This window comes from Streptomyces sp. NPDC090442 (genome assembly GCF_044769405.1).
Classification (GTDB): Bacteria; Actinomycetota; Actinomycetes; order Streptomycetales; family Streptomycetaceae; genus Streptomyces.
Genome location: NZ_JBIVXW010000022.1, coordinates 103,993 through 124,938, shown reverse-complemented (window position 1 = coordinate 124,938; position 20,946 = coordinate 103,993). Strand labels below are relative to the sequence as shown.

Annotated in this window: 19 protein-coding genes; 3 read left to right on the top strand and 16 right to left on the bottom strand. The window is 70.4% G+C overall.

Annotated elements, in window-relative coordinates; translation table 11 throughout:
• The first annotated feature begins 500 nt into the window (after nt 1-500).
• Nucleotides 501-1,613: an LLM class flavin-dependent oxidoreductase gene (locus ACIQU6_RS17880; RefSeq protein ID WP_403482571.1), complete on the top strand. Its 1,113-nt coding sequence runs from the start codon at nt 501-503 to the stop codon at nt 1,611-1,613.
• Between the two features lie 75 nt (nt 1,614-1,688).
• Here ACIQU6_RS17880 and ACIQU6_RS17875 read toward each other — a convergent pair whose 3' ends face one another.
• The 11 genes from ACIQU6_RS17875 to ACIQU6_RS17825 all read right to left on the bottom strand — a co-directional run bounded on the left by ACIQU6_RS17875 (nt 1,689) and on the right by ACIQU6_RS17825 (nt 13,079).
• Nucleotides 1,689-4,505, bottom strand: a complete 2,817-nt coding sequence (locus tag ACIQU6_RS17875; RefSeq protein WP_403482566.1) for a DEAD/DEAH box helicase — start codon at nt 4,503-4,505, stop codon at nt 1,689-1,691.
• Nucleotides 4,506-4,686: 181 nt separating this feature from the next.
• Complete coding sequence (gene tatC / locus ACIQU6_RS17870; protein WP_403482565.1) at nt 4,687-5,640, bottom strand: twin-arginine translocase subunit TatC; 954 nt, start codon at nt 5,638-5,640, stop codon at nt 4,687-4,689.
• Between the two features lie 62 nt (nt 5,641-5,702).
• A complete protein-coding gene (gene tatA, locus ACIQU6_RS17865) occupies nt 5,703-6,002 on the bottom strand; it encodes a Sec-independent protein translocase subunit TatA (RefSeq protein WP_403482564.1) in 300 nt (99 codons plus the stop codon).
• A gap of 214 nt (nt 6,003-6,216) precedes the next feature.
• Entirely contained in the window at nt 6,217-6,426 is a 210-nt protein-coding gene (locus tag ACIQU6_RS17860; protein WP_403482563.1) for a hypothetical protein, read from the bottom strand.
• A gap of 26 nt (nt 6,427-6,452) precedes the next feature.
• Nucleotides 6,453-6,701 (bottom strand): hypothetical protein, encoded by a 249-nt coding sequence (locus ACIQU6_RS17855; RefSeq protein ID WP_403482562.1) that lies wholly within the window; start codon nt 6,699-6,701, stop codon nt 6,453-6,455.
• Nucleotides 6,702-6,772: 71 nt separating this feature from the next.
• Nucleotides 6,773-7,723 carry a helix-turn-helix transcriptional regulator gene (locus ACIQU6_RS17850; RefSeq protein ID WP_403482561.1) on the bottom strand — a complete coding sequence of 317 codons (951 nt, stop codon included), beginning with the start codon at nt 7,721-7,723 and terminating at the stop codon, nt 6,773-6,775.
• A gap of 14 nt (nt 7,724-7,737) precedes the next feature.
• Nucleotides 7,738-8,721 carry a helix-turn-helix transcriptional regulator gene (locus tag ACIQU6_RS17845; RefSeq protein WP_403482560.1) on the bottom strand — a complete coding sequence of 328 codons (984 nt, stop codon included), beginning with the start codon at nt 8,719-8,721 and terminating at the stop codon, nt 7,738-7,740.
• Nucleotides 8,722-8,839: 118 nt separating this feature from the next.
• Nucleotides 8,840-9,211, bottom strand: coding sequence for an FKBP-type peptidyl-prolyl cis-trans isomerase (locus tag ACIQU6_RS17840; protein WP_403482559.1), 372 nt, complete (start codon nt 9,209-9,211; stop codon nt 8,840-8,842).
• A 68-nt stretch (nt 9,212-9,279) separates the two neighbouring features.
• The gene (locus ACIQU6_RS17835; RefSeq protein ID WP_403482558.1) at nt 9,280-10,296 is read right to left on the bottom strand and encodes an FKBP-type peptidyl-prolyl cis-trans isomerase; all 1,017 of its coding nucleotides are present in this window, start codon (nt 10,294-10,296) and stop codon (nt 9,280-9,282) included.
• A 152-nt stretch (nt 10,297-10,448) separates the two neighbouring features.
• The gene (gene pafA / locus ACIQU6_RS17830; protein WP_403482557.1) at nt 10,449-11,810 is read right to left on the bottom strand and encodes a Pup--protein ligase; all 1,362 of its coding nucleotides are present in this window, start codon (nt 11,808-11,810) and stop codon (nt 10,449-10,451) included.
• 9 nt (nt 11,811-11,819) lie between these two features.
• On the bottom strand, nt 11,820-13,079 hold the full coding sequence (locus ACIQU6_RS17825; RefSeq protein WP_403482556.1) for an MFS transporter: 1,260 nt from the start codon (nt 13,077-13,079) through the stop codon (nt 11,820-11,822).
• Between the two features lie 126 nt (nt 13,080-13,205).
• Between ACIQU6_RS17825 and ACIQU6_RS17820 the strand changes: the two genes are divergently transcribed.
• The gene (locus tag ACIQU6_RS17820; RefSeq protein WP_403482555.1) at nt 13,206-14,282 is read left to right on the top strand and encodes a LacI family DNA-binding transcriptional regulator; all 1,077 of its coding nucleotides are present in this window, start codon (nt 13,206-13,208) and stop codon (nt 14,280-14,282) included.
• A gap of 56 nt (nt 14,283-14,338) precedes the next feature.
• Here ACIQU6_RS17820 and prcA read toward each other — a convergent pair whose 3' ends face one another.
• From prcA to arc, 5 genes are all read right to left on the bottom strand, one after another.
• Nucleotides 14,339-15,178, bottom strand: a complete 840-nt coding sequence (prcA, locus tag ACIQU6_RS17815; protein ID WP_403482554.1) for a proteasome subunit alpha — start codon at nt 15,176-15,178, stop codon at nt 14,339-14,341.
• Nucleotides 15,179-15,249: 71 nt separating this feature from the next.
• The gene (gene prcB / locus ACIQU6_RS17810) at nt 15,250-16,095 is read right to left on the bottom strand and encodes a proteasome subunit beta (RefSeq protein WP_403482570.1); all 846 of its coding nucleotides are present in this window, start codon (nt 16,093-16,095) and stop codon (nt 15,250-15,252) included.
• A 271-nt stretch (nt 16,096-16,366) separates the two neighbouring features.
• Entirely contained in the window at nt 16,367-16,585 is a 219-nt protein-coding gene (locus tag ACIQU6_RS17805; protein WP_274916712.1) for a ubiquitin-like protein Pup, read from the bottom strand.
• Nucleotides 16,586-16,773: 188 nt separating this feature from the next.
• A complete protein-coding gene (dop, locus tag ACIQU6_RS17800; RefSeq protein ID WP_403482553.1) occupies nt 16,774-18,285 on the bottom strand; it encodes a depupylase/deamidase Dop in 1,512 nt (503 codons plus the stop codon).
• 274 nt (nt 18,286-18,559) lie between these two features.
• Nucleotides 18,560-20,326: a proteasome ATPase gene (gene arc, locus ACIQU6_RS17795; protein WP_403482552.1), complete on the bottom strand. Its 1,767-nt coding sequence runs from the start codon at nt 20,324-20,326 to the stop codon at nt 18,560-18,562.
• Nucleotides 20,327-20,575: 249 nt separating this feature from the next.
• Between arc and ACIQU6_RS17790 the strand changes: the two genes are divergently transcribed.
• A complete protein-coding gene (locus ACIQU6_RS17790) occupies nt 20,576-20,866 on the top strand; it encodes a ferredoxin (RefSeq protein ID WP_274916709.1) in 291 nt (96 codons plus the stop codon).
• Nucleotides 20,867-20,946 lie beyond the last annotated feature (80 nt).

Sequence of the window (20,946 nt, the reverse complement as noted above, 5' to 3'; positions counted from 1 at the left end):
CCTCCCACGGGAGGGGACGGGCCGGTGGGGTGGGGGTGCCAGACGTAAAGCGAAGCAGTCTGGCACCCCCACCCCGCAGGCCCGTCACCGCACCCAACAGCACCGCGCAGCGGACACATCGGCTCGCCCCGCGCAGCGGACCGGCAGCGGACAACTCGGCGCGCCCCGCGCAGCGGACCGGCGCCGCAGGCGCAAAGAACAGCAACCCGCGCGGCGGGAAAGCCAACAACGTGGGAAGCCAAAAGAATTGGTTGACGGCAGACACACCCGCCTGTTCCACTGAGCGCATGCGACCTCAGCAACGGCTGGTCACCCGGGACCACATCGACTTCGGTCGCGTGTGGTCCGCCTCCTGTTGCCACTGACGTCCCCGTGCCGCACGGAGCGGAGCTCCGCCCGTGCCCACCCGCGCCCCGACGCCGACGACGGCGCCCCGCGCCATCGCGCACGCCAGTGCGTTGCGCATCCCCATGGACGACGATGAAGACGAGGCCGCACCCATGCCTGTCGAGTTCCTCGGCATAGCCGCCACCCACGACGGCTCCGAAGTCACCCCGCGCTCCGGCGCCTCCTTCGACAAGGACTACACCCTCAAACTCGCCCGCGCCCACGAGGAGTACGACTGGGACCGGGTCCTGTTCGCCTACGGCTCCGGCTCCCCGGACCCCTCCCCCGCCGCCGCCTACGTCGCGGCCCACACCGAGCGGCTGCAACTGCTGGTGGCGCACCGCCCCAACGTCTCCTACCCGACGTTCGCCGCGAAGACCTTCGCCACCCTGGACCGGATCAGCGACGGCCGGCTCGCGGTGCACTTCATCACCGGCGGCAACGACCACGAGCAGCGCCGCGAGGGCGACACCCTCACCAAGGACGAGCGCTACGCCCGCACCCGCGAGTACATCCGGATCGTCAAGCGGGCCTGGACCAGCCACGACCCCTTCGACCACGAGGGCACCCACTACCGCTTCCAGGACTTCGTCTCCGACACCTTCCCGGTCCAACAGCCGCACCCGCAGGTGTCGTTCGGCGGTTCGTCACCCGCGGCGTACGCGGCGGGCGGTGCGGAGGCGGACATCTACTGCCTGTGGGGCGAGCCGCTGGCGCAGACCGCCGAGCAGATCGCCTCGGTCAAGGCGGCCGCCGCGGCCGCCGGCCGCACCGATGTGCCCCGGATCCAGGTGGCCTTCCGCCCGATCATCGCGCCCACCGAGGAACTGGCCTGGGAGAAGGCGCACCACACCCTGGCCCGGATCAAGGCCCGCAAGGCGGGCGGCGTCCTCAGCCGCCGGCACCCGTTGACGCATCCCCAGAACGCCGGTTCCCAGCGGCTGTTGGCGGTGGCGGCGCAGGGCGAACGGCACGACCGGGCGCTGTGGACGCCGACCGCCGCGGAGACCGGCGGCGCCGGCAACTCCACCGCCCTGGTCGGCACGCCGGAGACCGTCGCCCAGGCGCTGCTGGACTACTACGACCTGGGCGTGACCATCCTCTCCGCCCGCGGCTACGACCTGCTCGACGACGCCATCGACTTCGGCCGACACGTCATCCCACTCGTCCGCGAGGGGGTCGCCAAGCGCGACGCCGAGCGGGCCGGGGAACGCGCGGCGTCGTAACGTCGGCCGGTCGGTCGGTGCCGTCGCGGAACGTCCCCGCGGCGGCACCGACCCCGGCTCCGGCCCGTGGGCCCGTCAGCCCACCGACGAGTACGCCACGACCCCGCGCAGCACCCCGTCCATCGCCTTGCGCGCGGACCGCGCCACCGTGCCCTCGGCGGGGGCCGCCGCCGCGATCTGCCCGAGGACGTCGACGAGTTGCTTGCACCAGCGGACGAAGTCGCCGGCCGGCATGTCCGCCTCGCCGAGGACCTCGTCCAGGCCGAAGCCGGAGGCCCAGCGGTACGCGGCCCAGGCGAAGCCCAGGTCCGGCTCGCGCTGGCCCACGCCCTCCGCCTGGCTGATCTTGTGCTCGTCCTCCAGCGCGTCCAGCCTGCCCCAGATGTGCACCGTCTCCGCCAGCGCGTCCTTCGCCTTGCCGGCCGGCAGCTTGGGCGCGACCGCGTCGTCCGCCTGGCGCGCCTCGTAGACCAGCGCCGAGGCGCAGGCCGCCAACTCCGCCGGGCTCAGGCCCTCCCAGACGCCCTCCCGCAGGCATTCGCTGGCCAGCAGGTCCAGTTCGCCGTAGAGGCGGGCCAGCCGGCGGCCCTCGTCGGTGACGGTGTCGCCTTGGAGGTAGCCCAGCTCCGTCAGTAGTGCGCAGATCCGGTCGAAGGTGCGGGCGATGGTGTTCGTCCGGCCCTCGATCCGGCGCTCCAACTGCCGGGTGTCCCGCTGCAGTCGGTGGTAGCGCTCCGCCCAGCGGGCGTGGTCCTCCCGCTCGTCGCAGCCGTGGCAGGGATGGGCGCGGATCGCCTTGCGCAGCCGGGCGATCTCGCGGTCGTCGGCCACCTCCGAGCGCGGCTTGCGGTGCCGCGAGGGCACCAGGTGGCCGGCTTTGGTGCGCAGCGCGGACGCCAGGTCGCGGCGGGACTGCGGGCTGCGGGCGTTGAAGGTGCGCGGGATCCGCATCCGGTCCAGCGCCGCCACCGGCACCGGGAAGTCGATCGACCCGAGCCGCTTGACCTGCCGCTCGGCGGTCAGCACCAGCGGCCGGGGGCCGTCCTGGGCGTCCAGCCCGCGGTGGCCGTTGGTCCGCCCCGAGGGCATGCCCGGGTCCAACACCAGTGCCAACCCGGCGTACTTGCCCGTCGGCACGTGGATGACGTCGCCCGGCCGCAGCTTCTCCAGCGCCGCCGCGGCCGCCGCCCTGCGCTGCACCGCGCCCTGCTTGGCGACGTCGTTCTCGCGGTCCTTCAACTCCCGCCGCAGCCGGGAGTACTCCTCGAAGTCGCCGAGGTGACAGACCATCGCCTCGCGGTAGCCGTCCAGTCCCTCCTCGTTGCGCTGCACCTGGCGGGTGATCCCGACGACCGACTTGTCGGCCTGGAACTGCGCGAACGACATCTCCAGCAGCTCCCGCGAGCGGTGCCGCCCGAACTGCGAGACGAGGTTGACCGCCATGTTGTACGACGGCTTGAAGGAGGACCGCAGCGGATACGTCCGGGTGCCGGCGAGGCCGGCCAGGGCGCCCGGGTTCATCCCGCGCTGCCACAGCACCACCGCATGGCCCTCGATGTCGATCCCGCGCCGCCCGGCCCGGCCGGTGAGCTGGGTGTACTCGCCGGGCGTGATGTCGGCGTGCTGCTCGCCGTTCCACTTGACCAGCTTCTCCAGCACCACCGAACGCGCCGGCATGTTGATGCCCAGCGCCAGCGTCTCGGTCGCGAACACGGCCTTGACCAGGCCCTTGACGAAGAGTTCCTCGACGACCTCCTTGAACGTCGGCAGCATGCCGGCGTGGTGCGCCGCGATGCCCCGCTGGAGGCCCTCCAACCACTCGAAGTAGCCGAGGACGTGCAGGTCCTCGTCGGGGATACCGGCCGTGCGGGCCTCGACTATCCGACGGACCTCCTCGCGGGCCTCGGAGTCGTTGAGCCGCAGCCCGGAGTACAGGCACTGCTGGACGGCGGCCTCGCAGCCGGCGCGGCTGAAGATGAAGGTGATCGCCGGCAGCAGGCCCTCGTTGTCCAGCCGGTCGATCACCTCGGGCCGGCTCGGCGTCCAGATCCGGGCGCGCTGCCGGCGCTCCCGCTCCCGGTCCGCCTCGCGCATGTTGCGGCCGCGCCGCTTGTCCCGGCCGAACGTCGGCCGGCTGTTCTCCATCCGCGCCAGCCGCTCCAGGTCGGGATTGACCTCCCGGCGGCCGCCGGCGGCCCCGTCCCGCTCCTCGAAGAGGTCGTAGATCCGGCGGCCGGCGAGGACGTGCTGCCACAGCGGCACCGGGCGGTGCTCGGAGACGATCACCTCGGTGTCGCCGCGGACGGTGTCCAACCAGTCGCCGAACTCCTCGGCGTTGGAGACCGTCGCCGACAGCGACACCAGCGTCACCGACTCGGGGAGGTGGATGATCACCTCTTCCCAGACGGCGCCCCGGAAGCGGTCGGAGAGGTAGTGCACCTCGTCCATGACCACGTAGCCCAGGCCGGTCAGCGACTGCGAGCCGGCGTAGAGCATGTTGCGCAGCACCTCGGTGGTCATCACGATCACCGGGGCCTCGCCGTTGACGCTGTTGTCGCCCGTCAACAGGCCGACCTGGTCGGGCCCGTAGCGCTTGACCAGGTCCTGGAACTTCTGGTTGGACAACGCCTTGATGGGCGTGGTGTAGAAGCATTTTCGGCCCTGCGTGAGGGCCAGGTGGACGGCGAACTCGCCCACGATCGTCTTGCCGGATCCGGTGGGAGCGGCGACCAGCACACCCTTTCCGGCCTCCAGGGCCTGACACGCCTCGATCTGGTACGGATCCAGCTCGAAGTCGTACAGCTCTCGGAACGGCGCGAGTGCGGTGGCCTGCTCGGCCGCGCGGAGCTTGGCGGCGGCATAGCGCTCAGCAGGGGACATGTCCTCGGTCATCGTGCTTACGAGCCTACCGGCCACCTCTGACAACGACCTGATCTTTCTGCCGACCCACTCCCCCGCCCCGGGCCCGGGGCCGCCCCGCGCATGCCGGCGGCCCCCGGCTCGAAGAGCGCGGGGGCCGCGAATTCCGTTCCCCGGTACGTCACTTCACGTGACGCTCCGTCTGTCCGTCACCTCACGTGACGTCGTCGTAACCGCGCCGCTCGCCGTCGGGCCGCTCCCCGCCGGACTGCCCCGGCAGCATCCGGCGGGACTCGACCGGCTCGATCGCGCCGACCTCGGACGGGGTCAGGTCGAGCTCGGACGCCTCGTCGTCGTCGAGATCCCGGTCCGGGTTGGACCGGCCGCGCCGGCGGTCGTTGAGCAGGCAGATGCCCACCGCGCCGAAGTACAGCGCCACGATCGGGAGGGTCAGCAGCGACATGGTCAGCGGGTCGCCGCCCGGCGTGGCGAGCGCCGCGAAGATCGTGATGCCCAGCACCATGAACCGCCACCAGCTCAGGACGCGCTTGCCGGTGAGCACCCCGCCGAGGTTGAGCAGCACCAGCAACAGCGGCAGTTCGAAGGCGAATCCGAAGACCAGCACCATCCGCGTGACGATGTCTATGAAGTCGTCGGCGGGGAAGAGGTTGGTCCAGTCCTGGGGCGTCAGCCCGACCAGCGCGCCCGCGGTGGTGGGCAGCACCGCGTAGGCGAGGTAGGCGCCGCCGAGGAAGAGCGGTACGCCGGCCGCGACGAAGCTCAGCGCGTACTTCTTCTCGTGCCTGTGCAGGCCCGGCGCGAGGAACCCCCAGAGCTGGTACAGCCACAGCGGGCTGGAGAGCACCAGGCCCACCGTCAGCGACAGCTTGAGCATGATCGTGAACGGTGCGAACAGGCCGTTGGCGGTGATCTGCGCACACGGGTGCGGGTGCGCCGTGACGCCGGCGCCGACCTTGCAACCGACGGCGTCGACGACCGGCCCGGTGACGAAGTGGGCGATCGGCTGGTACTGCCAGAAGGCGATGATGGTGATCACGAGGATCGCCAGCACCGATTTCAGCAGCCGGTTGCGCAGCTCACGGAGGTGATCCGCGAGAGGCATCCGCCCCTCGGGATCCTTGTCCTGCTTGCGGGCAGACTTGGGCAACCCACGTCCTCGTCTCGTGCATCAGCCGCACCGACGGCGTCGGCACGGCCGGATCGGCTCGGTCAGCTCTGGTTGGTGCGGTTCGGCTCGGCCACGGGGCGCGAGCTGGACACGTCACCGGGCGCAGCCTGAATGGTACGAGGTGCCTGCTGCGCGGCGTCGGCGGGCGCCTGGGAAGCGGCGCCGCCCTCGGCCGCCTTCTCCGCCTCGCTCTCCTTCTTCATCGCCTTGGCCTCGCTCTTGAGGATGCGGGCCGACTTGCCGAGCGAACGCGCCATGTCCGGCAGTTTCTTCGCGCCGAACAGCAGGAAGATCACGGCGATGATCAGCAGAATTTCGGTGGGCCTCAGGTTGGCTAGCATGTGCGACTACCTTCTCGCCGTGGGCGGCGTCTCCTGTGGTGCCTGCCGATGGGGGGTCGGACTGGCGTCCTGGTGGTTGCCTCGATCGTAACGTTCGGTGGTGAACGTCCGGCAATCCCCGTGCATACTCCGGATTGCCCCGACCACCCCGGGCCGCCTGAACCGTCCTGCAGCCTACCGCCCGCACGCCCGCGACAGCAGAGGTCGCCACCGGTCAGCTCCGGCCGCGTCCCACGTCGTGCATCCGGGAGGCGAGCGGCACCGCGGCCCGCTCCAGGTCCTCCGTGGCCCGTTGGATCCGCTCCGTCGCCGTGCCGACCTCCCGGGACAGTCTCCGCACCTGGACGAAGACACGGACGGCGAGGACGCCGAGGACGGCGATCCCGAGGAAACCGAGGGCGACGGCGAGCATGGGCCAGAGCATGGAGCGAGCCTATCGGGCGGCGCGGATCAGCCGGCGTGCAGCCGCAGCGTGCGCACCCCGCCGCCGGTGAGCAGCTCCACGATCCGCTCCCCGGCCGGCCGGCGCACCGCGCGGCCGCAGTCGGGGCAGGTGAAGGAGTAGAAGGTGGTGCGGCGGCTGGCGCCGATCGCCAACCGGAAGGCGTCCGAGGCCAGTTCGAAGCGCCCCCGGCATACCGGGCAGGCCGCCTTGAAGAGCACCGGAGCGGTCATGTCCGCCAGAGTGGTCGTCGCCATCGTGGTCGTCATCCTTCGCTGCCTTCTCCTACGGTCATCGGTGCGCCGGCCCGCCCGAGGGCGGGCCGGTCTCACTCGCCGTACGCCGCGAGCGCCTGCCGGGCCGCCTCCCGGGCGCTCTGCGCGAGCGCCGGCGGCGACACGATCCGGCCGTCCCCGCCCAGCCGCAGCGCCAGCCGGCGCAGCGAGGCCGGGTCGGGCGTGCGCAGGGTGATCCGCAGCCCCCCGTCGGGCAGTTCCTCGGCGCTGTCGTGCGGGTAGTACTCGGCGACCCACCGGCCGCCGGGCCCGACCTCGACGGCGACCTCGGGGTCCTCGGCCGCCGGCTGCACCAGCCCCTCCGACAGGTCCCGCAGCTCGACCGGCGGCGGGTCGGCGGGCGCGTCCAGCAACCTGATCTCGGCGACCCGGTCGAGCCGGAAGGTGCGCCGGGCCTCGGAGAGCCGGCACCACGCCTCCATGTAGGTGTGGCCGACGGCGAACAGCCGGATCGGGTCCACCTCGCGCTCGGTCAACTCGTCGCGGGCCGGGGAGTAGTAGCGCAGCCACAGCCGGCGCCGCTCGGCGATCGCCCGGTCCACGTCGGCGAAGACCCCGCCCTCGGACTCGAAGGTCACCGCCAGCCGGGAGCTGGCCCCGGCCGCCTCGCCGGCCGCCGCCTCCAGCTTCGCGGTGGCCCGCAGCAGCGCCTGCCGGTCGCCCTCGCGCAGCCCCGGGAGGGTGGCCACCGCGCGGGCCGCGACCAGCAGCGCGGTCGCCTCGTCGGCGGCCAGCCGCAGCGGCTCGGCGACGTCGTCGGGGTTGTGCCACCAGATCCGGTCGCCGTCGGTGTCGATGTCCATCAGGTCGCCGCCGCGGAAGCTCGTCCCGCACATCGGCAGCACGTCGAGGTCGGCGATCAGCTCGTCCTCGGTGATGCCGAAGGCGCGCGCGACATCGCCGACGCGGGCGCCGGGGCGCTCGCGCAGGTACGTCACCAGCGACAGCATCCGGCGGGTCTGGTCGATCGCGTTGGCAGCCATGGTCCCGTCCCCTCTCAGCCCTTGGCCACGGCGCGCAGCCGGTCGACGACCTCGGTGCGCAGCTCCGCCGGCTCCAGTACGACCACGTCGGGCCCGAACTCCACCAGCCAGGCGTCCAGCCCGTGCCCGTAGGGGATCTCCAACTCGTCCCAGCCGTCGCCCAGTTCGCGAACGGCCAACGCCCGGGCGCGCAGCGGGTAGCCGTGCCCGGCGCGCAGCCTGATCCGCGCGGTGCCGGTCGCGGCCTCGCCCGCCCAGCGCTCGACGGTCTCCCGGACGGTGACGTGGTCGGGCACCGGAGCGGTGAACTTCCCTTGCCGGGAACGGACCTTGCCGGTGATCCGGGAGAGCCTGAAGACCCGCTCGGCGTCACGGTCGCGGTCCCAGCCGGCGACGTACCAGTGGCCGCGCCAGCACTCCAGGATCCACGGTTCGAGGTGCCGCTGCTCGGGGCGGGCGGCGTTGGACTTGCGGTAGTCGAAGACGACCGGGCGGCGGTCCCGGCAGGCCAGCATCAGCGGTTCGAAGGCCGCCTCGTGGGTGGGGATCCGGGGCTCCAGGGCACTGTGCGGCTGCCCGGCGTCCACGTCGTCGCGCTCCCCGGCCAGCGGCATCCCGGCCGCCCGCAGCTTCTGGAGGGCGCCGCTGGCCGCGCCGGCCAGCCGGGCCTGCTGCCAGACCTTGGCGGCCAGGCCCAGGGCCGCGGACTCCTCGGCGTCGAGGGTGATCGGGGGCAGCCGGTTGCTGTCGCGGCGGGCCAGGTAGCCGGTCTCGCCGTCGATGCCGTCGACGGTCTCGATGACCAGCCCCAGCTCGCGCAGGTCGTCCTTGTCCCGCTCGAACATCCGGTTGAAGGAGTCGTCGGACGCGCTCCCCGGCCCGAATGCACCGCGGTACGCCTCGATCGAGGACCGCAACTCGTGCTTGGTCAACGGGCGTCGCGTCCCCAACAGGCACAGCGCCAGATTCATCAGCCGCTCGGCCTTGGCAATCGCCATCGACGCCCTCTCTCGTTAGCTCCCAACGGGTGACCGTACCGCCCTGTGTGCGTACCGCAAAAGCCGAGGGCCCGCACCGCCGGGCGGCACGGACCCTCGGGACGTACTGCGGGGTCGCTCAGACGGAGACCAGGTCGCAGACGAAGATCAGCGTCTCGTTGGGCGCGATCCGGCCGCCGGCGCCGCGCTCACCGTAGGCGAGGTGCGGCGGGATGGTCAGCCGACGCCGGCCGCCCACCTTCATGCCCTGCACACCCTTGTCCCAGCCCGGAATGACCTGGCCGACACCGAGCTGGAACTGGAGCGGCTTGCCGCGGTTCCAGCTCGCGTCGAACTCCTCACCGGTGCTGTAGGAGACGCCGACGTAGTGCACGGAGACCATGTCCCCGGCCTTGGCGACCGGCCCGTCGCCCTCCCACAGGTCCACGATCTCCAGGTCGGTGGGAACCGGGCCCTCGGGGAAGTCGATCTCGGGCTTGTCGATGCTCACGAATGTGCTCCTACTTGCGAATCTTTTCGATTACCGGGTCAGTCTCGCAGATCCCCATGGCCGTCGGGTCAGACCGTGCCGACGATGTCGACCACGAAGACCAGGGTGTTCTTCGCCAACTGGTGCTCCGGGCTGGCACCGTAGCCCAGCTTCGGCGGGATCACGATCTCCACCCGGTCCCCGACGTGCTTGCCGACCAGCGCCTTGTCCCAGCCCTGGACGACCTGCCCGGTGCCGATCTGGAAGGCGGTCGCGCCACCGTGGTCCCACGACGAGTCGAACTTCTTCCCGTCCTCCCACTTGACGCCGGTGTACTGGGCGATGAGCCCGTCACCGGCCTTGACCTCCGGGCCCTTGCCCTTGATCAGCACCTGCTGCTTGAGGTCGGTGGGCGCCTTCTCCCCCTTGGGGACGGTGATCGTGGCAGCCTTGTCGTCCGCGGCCTTCACCTCCGGCATGCCGTCCTCCGGCGCCGCCTGGGTGCCCTCGGCCTTCGCCTTCTTGTCCACCTTCTTCGCGCCGACCACGTCCACGACCCAGACCAGGCCGTCCTCCGGCTTGATCCCGGACTGCGGGTTGAGGCCCTCGCCGATCAGCGCCTTGGCGGTGCCCTCGACCTCGAAGCGGCCGCCGACCTTCTGCCCGGCCGCCTCGGTCAGCACCTTCGGCGGCAGCATCTGCTGCGTCATCTGGTCGGTGACCTCGGTGACGACCTGGGTGCGCGCCGCCCCCGGCTTGGCGCCCGGCTGCGGCGTCCAGCTACTGCCGAGGTTCTGGCCCTTCATGGTCTGCGCGGAGAAGTCCAGACGGACCAGGTCGCCCTTGTTGACGGTCGCGCCCTTGCCCTCGATCAGGGTCTTGGTGACGGCCTTGTCGGCCGGCTTGGCGTCCTTGGGCACGGAGATCGTGGGCTTCGCACCGGCCGCGCCCGTCACCTTGGCCACCGCGTCGCCGGAGCCGCTGCCGCTGTCGGAGCCGCAGGCGGCGGTGAGGAGCAGAACGGGCACGGCCAGCGCGGCAGCGGCGGCGCGACGGGTGTGCGTGGCGAACGGACGGGGGAAGCGGCCCCCGGAAGAATTCAGCATCTGTCCAACTCGGGCTCGTGGGGAAGATGGGCAATGCCCGCCACTCTACGACCTGTCGCTGTGACCGCTTCTGCAAACACAGCAGCCGGTCCGCGCACGACAATGCGCCGGAAGCATTCCGCTCCCGGCGCACCGCCGTGCATTTGCGCGGCTCACATGCCGGCGATCAGCTTCTCCACCCGATCGTCCACGGAACGGAACGGGTCCTTGCACAGCACCGTGCGCTGCGCCTGGTCATTGAGCTTCAGATGCACCCAGTCGACCGTGAAATCGCGGCGCTGCTCCTGGGCCCGGCGAATGAAGTCGCCGCGCAGCCGCGCCCGTGTGGTCTGCGGTGGAACCGACTTGCCCTCGAAGATCTTCAAGTCGTTGCAGATCCGCGCCGCTTGGCCCTTCCGCTCCAGGAGGTAGTAAAGGCCCCGGCGGCGGTGGATGTCGTGATACGCGAGGTCTATCTGCGCCACCCGCGGGTGGGACATGCTGATGTTGTGCTTCGCGCGGTACCGCTCGATGAGCTGATGTTTCATCACCCAGTCAATCTCGGTGGAGATCCGGTCGAGTTCCTGGTCACGGACGGCTTCGAGGGTGCGACCCCACAACTCCAGGACGCGCTCGACGAGTCCGGTGCGGATTCCGCGACGGTCGCAGAAATCCACGGCCTTTTCGTAGTACTCCTGCTGCACCTCAAGGGCGGACGCCTCGCGCCCGCTGGCCAGCCGCACCTTGCGCTGGCCGGTGGTGTCGTGACTGACCTCGCGGATCGCCCGGATCGGGTTCTCCAGCGTCAGATCGCGCATGACGGTGCCGGCCTCGATCATCCGCAGCACCAGGTCGGTGGCGCCGACCTTGAGCATCATCGTGGTCTCGGACATGTTGGAGTCACCGACGATGACGTGCAGCCGGCGGTAGCGCTCGGCGTCCGCGTGCGGCTCGTCGCGGGTGTTGATGATCGGCCGGGAGCGGGTGGTCGCCGAGGAGACGCCCTCCCAGATGTGCTCGGCGCGCTGACTGACGCAGTAGACCGCACCGCGCGGCGTCTGCAGCACCTTGCCGGCCCCGCACAGCAACTGCCGGGTGACCAGGAACGGAATGAGGATGTCCGCGAGCCGGGAGAACTCACCGTGCCGGGCCACCAGATAGTTCTCGTGGCAGCCGTAGGAGTTTCCCGCCGAATCGGTGTTGTTCTTGAAGAGATAGACGTCGCCCGCGATTCCCTCCTCGTGCAGGCGGCGTTCCGCGTCGACGAGCAGACCTTCGAGAATGCGCTCGCCGGCCTTGTCGTGGGTGACCAGCTCGGTCACGTTGTCGCACTCGGGAGTTGCGTATTCCGGGTGCGATCCCACGTCCAAGTACAGGCGGGCGCCGTTCCGCAGGAAGACATTGCTGCTGCGGCCCCATGACACGACACGGCGGAAGAGGTACCGCGCCACTTCGTCAGGCGACAGTCGGCGCTGTCCCCTGAACGTGCACGTGACGCCGTACTCGTTCTCCAGCCCGAAAATGCGGCGGTCCATGACTGAACATTACGCCTGATGGCCTGCTCTGAAACCGGGTTCGACGGCCCCGTTCCGATCATTTTCCGTCCCGACGGGCGGCTCGGCCGCCGCCACCGGATCGCCCAGGAATCGCTTCATCGACAAAAGAACCGCCAACGCGGCCACCCCGCCGGCCCCCGCGACCGCGAATCCCGCGGCCGGTCCGCCGTGTTCCAGCGCCGGTCCGGCCGCCGAAGCGCCCACCGCCGAACCGACCCCGAACGTGGTCACCAACCACGAGAACGCCTCCGTCACCGTCCCCTTGGGCGCGTGCCGGTCCACCACCACGAACGCGCAGGCCAACGACGGCGCCAGGAACACCCCGGCGACCCCGGTCAACGCCGTCATCCCCACAACACCCGGCACCAGGAAGAGCGGTAGGTACCCGAGCGCCAACAGCGCGACGAGCAGCCGCAGCCGCGCCTCCGGCCGCCCCGGCCACTGGCGGGCGCCGTAGACCAGCCCCCCGGCCAACGCGCCCACCCCCAGCGCGGAGAGCAGATAGCTGGAGACCATCCCGCCGCCGTGCCGGTCGGCGTACGCCACCGCGGCCACCGCGATCGACCCCAGCGCCAGCCCGACGAAGAAGAACGCACCGATCAACACCAGCATCCCCGGCGAGCGGAGGGCGCCCAGCCAGTGCGCCTCCCGGGGCGCGCTGCGCCACTCCCGGGACGGCGCGGAGACCACGACGGAGAGCGCGCCCAGCACCCCGATCGCGTTGATCACCAGCAGCGCGGCCGCCGCCGACCAGGCCGCCACGCAGAGCGTGACCAACAACGGCCCCACCGCGAACATGACTTCCTGCGCCACCGCGTCCAGCGCGTACGCCGAGTGCACCCGGTCCGGCCGCTTGAGCACGTTCGGCCACAGCGCCCGCAGCCCGCCCTCCAGCGGCGGGGTGCACACCCCGGCGACCACCATGGCGAGCGCGGCGGGCCAGTGTGGCGCGACCCCCACGACGGTCAGCAGCGCCATGCCGAACGCGGAGCACGCCGCCGCGGGCAGCATCACCCTCGGCTGCCCGTACACGTCGACGGCGCGGCCGAGCAGCGGCTGGCCGATGGCGGTGCAGACGCCGTAGACGGCGGACAGCGCGCCGGCGAGCGCGTAACTGCCGCCCTGGTCCCGGACGTAGAGGACCACCGCCAGTCCGGCGGTGGCGTTCGGCAGCCTGCCGACCAGGGTCCCGGCCAGCAGCCGGGCGGCATATCGGGTCCTGAGCAATTCCGCATATCCCGTGGCCACGCCTGCCCCTCTCCGCCCGGTCCGGGTGCCGGGACGTGTTACGTATAACGTGCGGGGTCATACGTACCATGGCGGCAGTGAGCGGGTCCACCCCCGCAGCGCCGGCCCCAAGGAGTGACACACCCGGTGACCAGCAACGAGGCCACCGCGCCCGCCAGCCACCGGGCCGGCGCCCGGGCCACCAGCCGCGACGTCGCCCGCGCCGCCGGCGTCTCGCAGGCCGCGGTCTCCCTGGTCCTCGGCGACAAGTGGCGCGGCCGGGTCTCCGCCGGCAAGGCCGAGGCGGTCCGGGCGGCCGCCCGCGACCTGGGCTACCGCCCCAACCTCGCCGCCCGCAGCCTGCGCACCGGCCGCACCCGCACCGCGCTGCTCGTCGTCCCCGCACTGACCACCGAGTTCTTCGCTCGGGTCTTCACCGGCGCCGCCCGGATCGCCGCCGACCACGACTTCGGTGTGGTCCTCTACCCGTCCCCCCAAGGCACCGGCCCGGCACGCGACCCCTTCGACTCCGCCTCCGCCGCGCTGGACGGCGTCATCGCCTCCTCGATGGCGGCCGACGCCCTCGCCGCGCTGCGCACCGCCGGGCTGCCGCTGGTGATGCTCGACAGCGACCCCGACGACCGCGCCGCCTCCGCCGTCGTCAACCTCGACATCGCCGACGGCGTACGGCAGTTGGTCACCCACCTCACGGGCCTGGGCCACCGCCGGATCACCCATCTCGCGGCCGACGTGGACTCCTGGACCTTCGCCGTCCGCGCCCGGGCGCTGACCGATGCCCTGGCCGGCGTCCCCGACGCGGCGCTGCGCCGGCAGCCCACCGCGCTCAACGTGGACGCCGGCCTGCGCGCCGCGCACGCCGCGCTCACCGCCTCCGGCCCGCGCCCCACCGCGCTGCTGTGCGACGACGACATCATCGCCGCCGGCGCCTGCAAGGCGGTGCGCCGCCTCGGGCTGCGGATCCCCGAGGACATCTCCGTCACCGGCTTCGACGACCTGGCCCTCGCGCTCGCCGTGGAACCGGAGTTGACGACCGTCCGGCTCCCGGCCGAGGAGTTCGGCGAGGCCGGCATGCGGGCCCTGCTGGCCGTCCTCGACGGCACCCCGGCCGACGCCGCCACCCTGCCCGTCACCCTCGTCCCGCGCGGCTCCACGGCGCCGCCGCCGGACGGTGCGCACAACGCCGCGCGCCCCGGCGGGAGTTGACCCACCGGGGCGCGCGGCCCGCACGGCCGGCCGGCCGAACGGCCGGCCGCGAACGGCTACTCCTCCGTGGCGTCGGACTCCTCCGCGCCGTCGGCGCCCTTCTTCCCGGCGTCCTTGCCGCTGCCGCCGGCCCCGGCGGCGTCCGAGGACTCCCCCGCGCCCTCCCCGGACCCGTCCTTCTCCTTCTCCGCGGCGGCGTGCTCGTCCAGCAGACGGGACAGTTGACGCCCCAGGATGCGCTTGAACTTCCGCTTCTGCGGGCGAGTGCGGTCCAGCACCGCGACCTCAAGGTGCTCGGCGGTCAGCGTCCGCTCGCCGCCGTTGGTGTCCCGGGAGAGCGACTCCACCGCCAGCCGCAGCGCCTCGGCCAGGGTCATCCCGTCGCGGTGCCGCTGGTCGAGATAGCTGCTGATCTGGTCGGAGTTGCCGCCCACCGCGACCGAGCCGTGCTCGTCGACGATCGAGCCGTCGTGCGGCAGCCGGTAGATCTGGTCGTCCTCCGGGGCGTTGCCCACCTCGGCGACGATCAACTCGACCTCGTAGGGCTTCTCGGCCGCGCTGGAGAAGATCGTGCCGAGCGTCTGGGCGTAGACGTTGGCCAGCCCGCGGGCGGTCACGTCCTCGCGGTCGTAGGTGTAGCCGCGCAGGTCGGCGTAGCGGACGCCGCCGATCCGCAGGTTCTCGAACTCGTTGTACTTGCCGACCGCCGCGAAGGCGATCCGGTCGTAGATCTCGCTGACCTTGTGCAGGGCCCGGGAGGGATTCTCGGCGACGAAGAGCACGCCGTCGGTGTACTGCAGCACCACGACACTGCGGCCGCGCGCGATGCCCTTGCGGGCGTACTCGGCGCGGTCGGCCATGGCCTGCTGGGGTGAGACATAGAACGGCGTCGACACCGGCTATCCGTCCCTTCCTGTCAAAAGCTCTCTCGCTGTCTGGGGGCGCACCACTACAACCATCCGTCCCGTCAGAGCAGCGCGGCGCGCGGGCCGTCGGGCTGGTCGAGACGGCGTTCGTGCACGGCGCGGGCGATCTCCGAGACCTCCGCCTCGGTCAGCTTCCTGAAGCCCTCTTCGGTGATCACCGTGACGATGGGGTAGATCCGCCGCGCCATGTCGGGACCGCCGGTCGCCGAGTCGTCGTCGGCGGCGTCGTAGAGCGCCTGGACGACGGCGGTAGCGGCCTGGTGCTCCGTGAAGTCCTCCCGGAAGAGCTTCTTCAGCGCGCTGCGCGCGAAGACCGAGCCGGAGCCGGTGGCCGAGAAGCCGTGCTCCTCCGAGCGCCCGCCGGTGACGTCGTACGAGAAGATCCGGCCCTTCTCGCGGTCGAGGTCGTAACCGGCGAACAGTGGCACCACGGCGAGGCCCTGCATGGCCATCCCGAGGTTGCTGCGGATCATCGTCGAGAGCCGGTTCGCCTTGCCCTCCAGGGAGAGTTGGGCCCCCTCGACCTTCTCGAAGTGCTCCAGCTCCAGTTGGAACAGCTTGACCATCTCCACCGCGAGACCGGCCGTGCCCGCGATGCCGACCGCCGAGTACTCGTCGGCCGGGAAGACCTTCTCGATGTCGCGCTGCGCGATGACGTTGCCCATCGTGGCCCGCCGGTCGCCGGCGAGCACCACACCGCCGGGGAACGAGGCCGCCACGATGGTCGTTCCGTGCGGGGCCTCGAAGGCCCCCTGCACGGCCGGCACCGTGCGGTTGCCCGGCAACAGCCCGGGGGCGTGCTGCCCGAGGAAGTCCACGAACGACGAGGATCCAGGCGTCAGGAAGGCAGCCGGCAGACGCCCGGTGCTTGGAGTGTTGGCTTCCACACGTTTCCTTCCGGATTCTCGGCCGCCCGCCCGAGGTACGTCCGGCCGATCCTTGAATTGACCCGAGGCTGCGTTGCAGCCGAAGCAGAGTACGTCTCGGACCCTACCCGCCTTGGCGCCGTGATCCACATGTCGGGATCCGGTATCGGCGGGCCGGGCGGCACCTGCCCGAAGCCACGCTCGCCGGCCGGGCGCCGGGCGCGGGAATTCTCTTCGCACCGCGCACAGCGCGCCGACCGGCGAGCGTCAGAGATAAGCGCCCGATTTGCGCTTACTGTCCGCCTTTTTGGACAAATGACCGCACGAAATCCTCGGCATTTTCCTCAAGGACATCGTCAATCTCGTCCAGAACGGAATCGACGTCGTCCGACAATTTCTCCTGGCGCTCCTTGAGGTCCCCCGAGACCTCCGCGTCCTGGGCCTGCTCCTCGACCTCTTCGGTGGACCGGGTGGCCCGCTGCTGTCCGCCGCCGGTGTCCTTGGTCGCCATATCCCTCACCCCGCTCGGTTTGCCCCGCTCGATGTGACCTTCAAGATCCGACCCTACAAGCAGGGTCCGACATCGGCCCTGCACTTCCTGCAACGCCCGGGAGTCACCTCGATGATTCCCGCACCGCGCCCCTTTCAGCCGTCGAACGACCGTGGATCATGGCTGATTTGCCATGCACCTGCCCCGCCTCAGCGCCCGGACAACGTCCTGACCAGCTCCTCTGCCGTACGGCAACGATCCAGTAGCTCCTTGACGTGCTTACGGGTCCCGCGCAGCGGCTCCAGCGTGGGCACCCGCTGCAGGGAGTCGCGACCGGGCAGGTCGAAGATGACCGAATCCCACGAGGCCGCGGCCACGTCGTCCGCGTACTGCTCCAGGCAACGCCCCCGGAAATAGGCCCTGGTGTCCTCCGGAGGCTTCAGCTCGGCCTGCTCCACCGCGGGCTCGTCCAGCAGCCGCTGGATCCGGCCACGGGCCGCCAGGCGGTTGTACAGGCCCTTCTCGGCGCGCACGTCCGCGTACTGGAGGTCGATGAGGTGCAGCCGCGCGGCGTCCCAGTCCAGGCCGTCACGGCGGCGGTAGCCCTCCATGAGCTCCCGTTTGGCGACCCAGTCCAGCTCCCCGGCCAGGCTCATCGGGTCGTTCTCCAGCCGCCCCAGCACGTCCTCCCACCGGGAGAGCACGTCCCTGGTCTGCTCGTCCGCGTCCGCGCCGTAGCGGTCCTCGACGTACTTGCGGGCCAGCTCGAAGTACTCCATCTGGAGTTGCACCGCGGTCAGCGTGCGGCCGCTGCGGAGCGTGATCAGATGACCCAGCGACGGGTCGTGCGAGACCTGGTGCAGGGCGCGGACCGGCTGGTCGACGGCGAGATCGACGGCGATGAAGCCGTCCTCGATCATGGACAGCACCAGCGCGGTGGTGCCCAGCTTCAGGTACGTCGAGATCTCGGAGAGGTTGGCGTCGCCGATGATCACGTGCAGCCGGCGGTACTTCTCGGCGTCCGCGTGCGGCTCGTCGCGGGTGTTGATGATGGGCCGCTTGAGGGTCGTCTCCAGGCCCACCTCCACCTCGAAGTAGTCGGCGCGCTGGCTGATCTGGAAGCCGTGCTCGTGCCCGTCCTGGCCGATGCCGACCCGTCCGGCGCCGGTGACCACCTGCCGGGAGACGAAGAACGGCGTCAGGTGCCGCACGATGTCCGAAAACGGGGTCTCCCGTTTCATCAGGTAGTTCTCGTGCGTCCCGTAGGAGGCGCCCTTGTTGTCGGTGTTGTTCTTGTAGAGGTGGATGGGCTGGGCGCCGGGCACCTGGGACGCGCGCTCGGCGGCCTCGGCCATGATCCGCTCGCCGGCCTTGTCCCAGAGCACCGCGTCCCGTGGGTTGGTGACCTCGGGGGCGCTGTACTCGGGGTGGGCGTGGTCGACGTAGAGCCTGGCCCCGTTGGTGAGGATGACGTTGGCCAGGCCGATGTCCTCGTCCGTGAGCTGACTGGCGTCGGCGGCCTCGCGGGCGAGGTCGAAGCCGCGGGCGTCCCGCAGCGGGTTCTCCTCCTCGAAGTCCCAGCGAGCACGTCGTGCCCGGTGCATCGCGGCCGCGTAGGCGTTGACGACCTGGGACGAGGTGAGCATGGCATTGGCGTTCGGGTGGCCGGGGACGGAGATCCCGTACTCCGTCTCGATTCCCATTACTCGCCGTACGGTCATGCGGCCCTCCTTGCCCGGCGGCGCCCCCGGATGGGGCAGGCGCTCAAAAACCGCTGCACTTCCGGTCCGTGTGCGTTCCCCGCGTCCGCACAGCGAGACGCAGCGGTACCGAAGAGCCTAGAACGCCTTTGCGGCGCTGGGGAGATCATTACAGTCATTGCTCCAGTCCGGTTTTCCCTGATCCGTCGCTGGCTCACCCGGGCGGTGGGCACGCCCCGGAAAAGCGTCCGGCTGCGGACGCCCCGTGCAGGACATCCGCAGCCGGAGAGCGGTGTTACAGGTATTGGCCGGTATTCGCCACCGTGTCGATGGAGCGGCCGGTGTCCGCGCCCTGCTTTCCGGTGACCAGCGTGCGGATGTAGACGATCCGCTCGCCCTTCTTTCCGGAGATACGGGCCCAGTCGTCCGGGTTGGTGGTGTTGGGCAGGTCCTCGTTCTCCTTGAACTCGTCCACGCATGCCTGGAGGAGGTGGGAGACCCGCAGACCTTTCTGGTTGTGCTCAAGAAAAGCCTTGATGGCCATCTTCTTGGCACGTCCCACGATGTTCTCGATCATCGCGCCGGAGTTGAAGTCCTTGAAGTACAGGACTTCCTTGTCACCATTGGCGTAGGTGACCTCCAGGAAGCGATTTTCCTCGGATTCCGCGTACATCTGCTCGACGACCGACTGGATCATTCCGCTGACCGCCGCCTTACGGGAATTCCCGTGTTCGGCGAGATCGTCGGCGTGCAGCGGAAGCCTTTCGGTCAGGTACTTCGAGAAGATGTCCTTGGCCGCCTCGGCGTCCGGGCGCTCGATCTTGATCTTCACGTCGAGCCGGCCGGGGCGCAGGATCGCGGGGTCGATCATGTCCTCGCGGTTCGAGGCACCGATGACGATCACGTTCTCCAGGCCCTCGACGCCGTCGATCTCGGAGAGCAGCTGCGGGACGATGGTGTTCTCCACGTCCGAGCTGACGCCGGATCCGCGGGTGCGGAAGAGCGAGTCCATCTCGTCGAAGAAGACGATGACGGGCGTGCCCTCGCTCGCCTTCTCCCTGGCGCGTTGGAAGACCAGCCGGATGTGCCGCTCGGTCTCACCGACGTACTTGTTGAGCAGCTCGGGGCCCTTGATGTTCAGGAAGAAGCTCTTCCCCGCGGGCTGCCCGGTCACCTCGGCGACCTTCTTGGCAAGGGAGTTGGCGACCGCCTTGGCGATGAGGGTCTTGCCACAGCCGGGCGGGCCGTAGAGCAAGACGCCCTTGGGCGGGCGGAGTTCGTGCTCCTTGAAGAGGTCGGGGTAGAGGTAGGGGAGCTCGACCGCGTCCCGGATCTGCTCGATCTGACCGCTCAGACCGCCGATCTTGGTGTAGTCGATGTCCGGGACCTCTTCGAGGACCAGTTCCTCGACCTCGCTCTTGGGGATGACCTCGTAGACGTAGCCGGAGCGCGAGTCGAGCAGCAGGGCGTCGCCGGGGCGGATGGTGATGTCCAGCAGCGGCTCGGCGAGCCGCACCACCCGCTCCTCGTCGGTGTGCCCGATCACCAGTGCGCGCTCGCCGTCCTCAAGGATCTCCTTGAGCGTGACGATGTCGCCGGCGGACTCGAACTCCATCGCCGCGACCACGTTGAGCGCTTCGTTGAGCATCACCTCTTGGCCGCGCCGGAGGTCTTCGGCCTCGACGCTGGGGCTGACGTTCACCCGGAGCTTGCGGCCCCCGGTGAAGATGTCGACGGTGTCGTCGTCGTTCGCCTGCAGGAAGACGCCGAATCCTGCCGGCGGCTGCGCGAGTCGGTCGACCTCTTCCTTGAGGGCGACGATCTGATCGCGGGCCTCGCGGAGCGTATTGGCAAGGCGTTCGTTCTGGGCGGAAACGCCGGCCAGGTTGGTCTGCAACTCGACGATCCGCTCTTCGAGAATCCTCGTGTGCCGCGGAGAGTCGGCGAGCTTGCGTCGCAGGACGGCGATCTCCTGCTCAAGATAGGCAACCTGACCGGCTGGATCTTCAGACCCGCGCCCCGGCCGGATGCCGCGGTTGATGTCGTCGTCGTGGGCTGCCACGGTCCTCACCTCCTCCAAGGAGCTGGACGCTTCCAGACCCTACCTGGGCCGGTGCAGGTTGAAACCCCTAGATCGAAAAGACTGTCGGGGTGTGTCCGATCTTCACCCTTGCGCACGTCCTCACGCCAGGGGAATACCCACCCATCAACATCGGAAAGCGAGCGGTTGTATCGTCGAGACGGTCAACACCCGTCAGGGCTGGCGCCACTTAGACAAAAACGGTTCACGTAAGCAGGAACGGCAGGCGAGATGACCGCGCAGGACGAAGCACCGGAGCTCGAAGTCTGGATCGACCAGGATCTGTGCACCGGGGACGGGATCTGCGCGCAATACGCGCCCGAGGTCTTCGAGCTCGACATCGACGGCCTGGCCTACGTGAAGAGCCCCGCCGACGAACTGTTGCAGGAGCAGGGCGCCACAACGCCCGTACCGCTGCCGCTCCTCAACGACGTGCGGGACTCGGCCAACGAGTGCCCCGGCGACTGCATTCACGTGCGCCGGGTCTCGGACGGCGTCGAGGTCTACGGACCGGACGCCTGAGCAACAGGGTTGCTGACAGGGCGTAGACGCTTCGCGGACGCGGCGTAGGCGGGGCGTAGACGAGCCCCGGACGCACACAC

Bases quoted from the DNA above. Each gene is read 5' to 3' on its own strand.
- ACIQU6_RS17790 (WP_274916709.1), top strand. From the start codon at position 20,576: ATGACCGCGCAGGACGAAGCACCGGAGCTCGAAGTCTGGATCGACCAG.
- ACIQU6_RS17805 (WP_274916712.1), bottom strand. From the start codon at position 16,585: ATGGCGACCAAGGACACCGGCGGCGGACAGCAGCGGGCCACCCGGTCC.
- pafA (WP_403482557.1), bottom strand. From the start codon at position 11,810: ATGGACCGCCGCATTTTCGGGCTGGAGAACGAGTACGGCGTCACGTGC.
- ACIQU6_RS17880 (WP_403482571.1), top strand. From the start codon at position 501: ATGCCTGTCGAGTTCCTCGGCATAGCCGCCACCCACGACGGCTCCGAA.
- ACIQU6_RS17835 (WP_403482558.1), bottom strand. From the start codon at position 10,296: ATGCTGAATTCTTCCGGGGGCCGCTTCCCCCGTCCGTTCGCCACGCAC.
- ACIQU6_RS17850 (WP_403482561.1), bottom strand. From the start codon at position 7,723: ATGGCTGCCAACGCGATCGACCAGACCCGCCGGATGCTGTCGCTGGTG.
- ACIQU6_RS17875 (WP_403482566.1), bottom strand. From the start codon at position 4,505: ATGACCGAGGACATGTCCCCTGCTGAGCGCTATGCCGCCGCCAAGCTC.
- ACIQU6_RS17860 (WP_403482563.1), bottom strand. From the start codon at position 6,426: ATGCTCTGGCCCATGCTCGCCGTCGCCCTCGGTTTCCTCGGGATCGCC.
- ACIQU6_RS17855 (WP_403482562.1), bottom strand. From the start codon at position 6,701: ATGGCGACGACCACTCTGGCGGACATGACCGCTCCGGTGCTCTTCAAG.
- tatA (WP_403482564.1), bottom strand. From the start codon at position 6,002: ATGCTAGCCAACCTGAGGCCCACCGAAATTCTGCTGATCATCGCCGTG.
- dop (WP_403482553.1), bottom strand. From the start codon at position 18,285: ATGACCGTACGGCGAGTAATGGGAATCGAGACGGAGTACGGGATCTCC.
- ACIQU6_RS17845 (WP_403482560.1), bottom strand. From the start codon at position 8,721: ATGGCGATTGCCAAGGCCGAGCGGCTGATGAATCTGGCGCTGTGCCTG.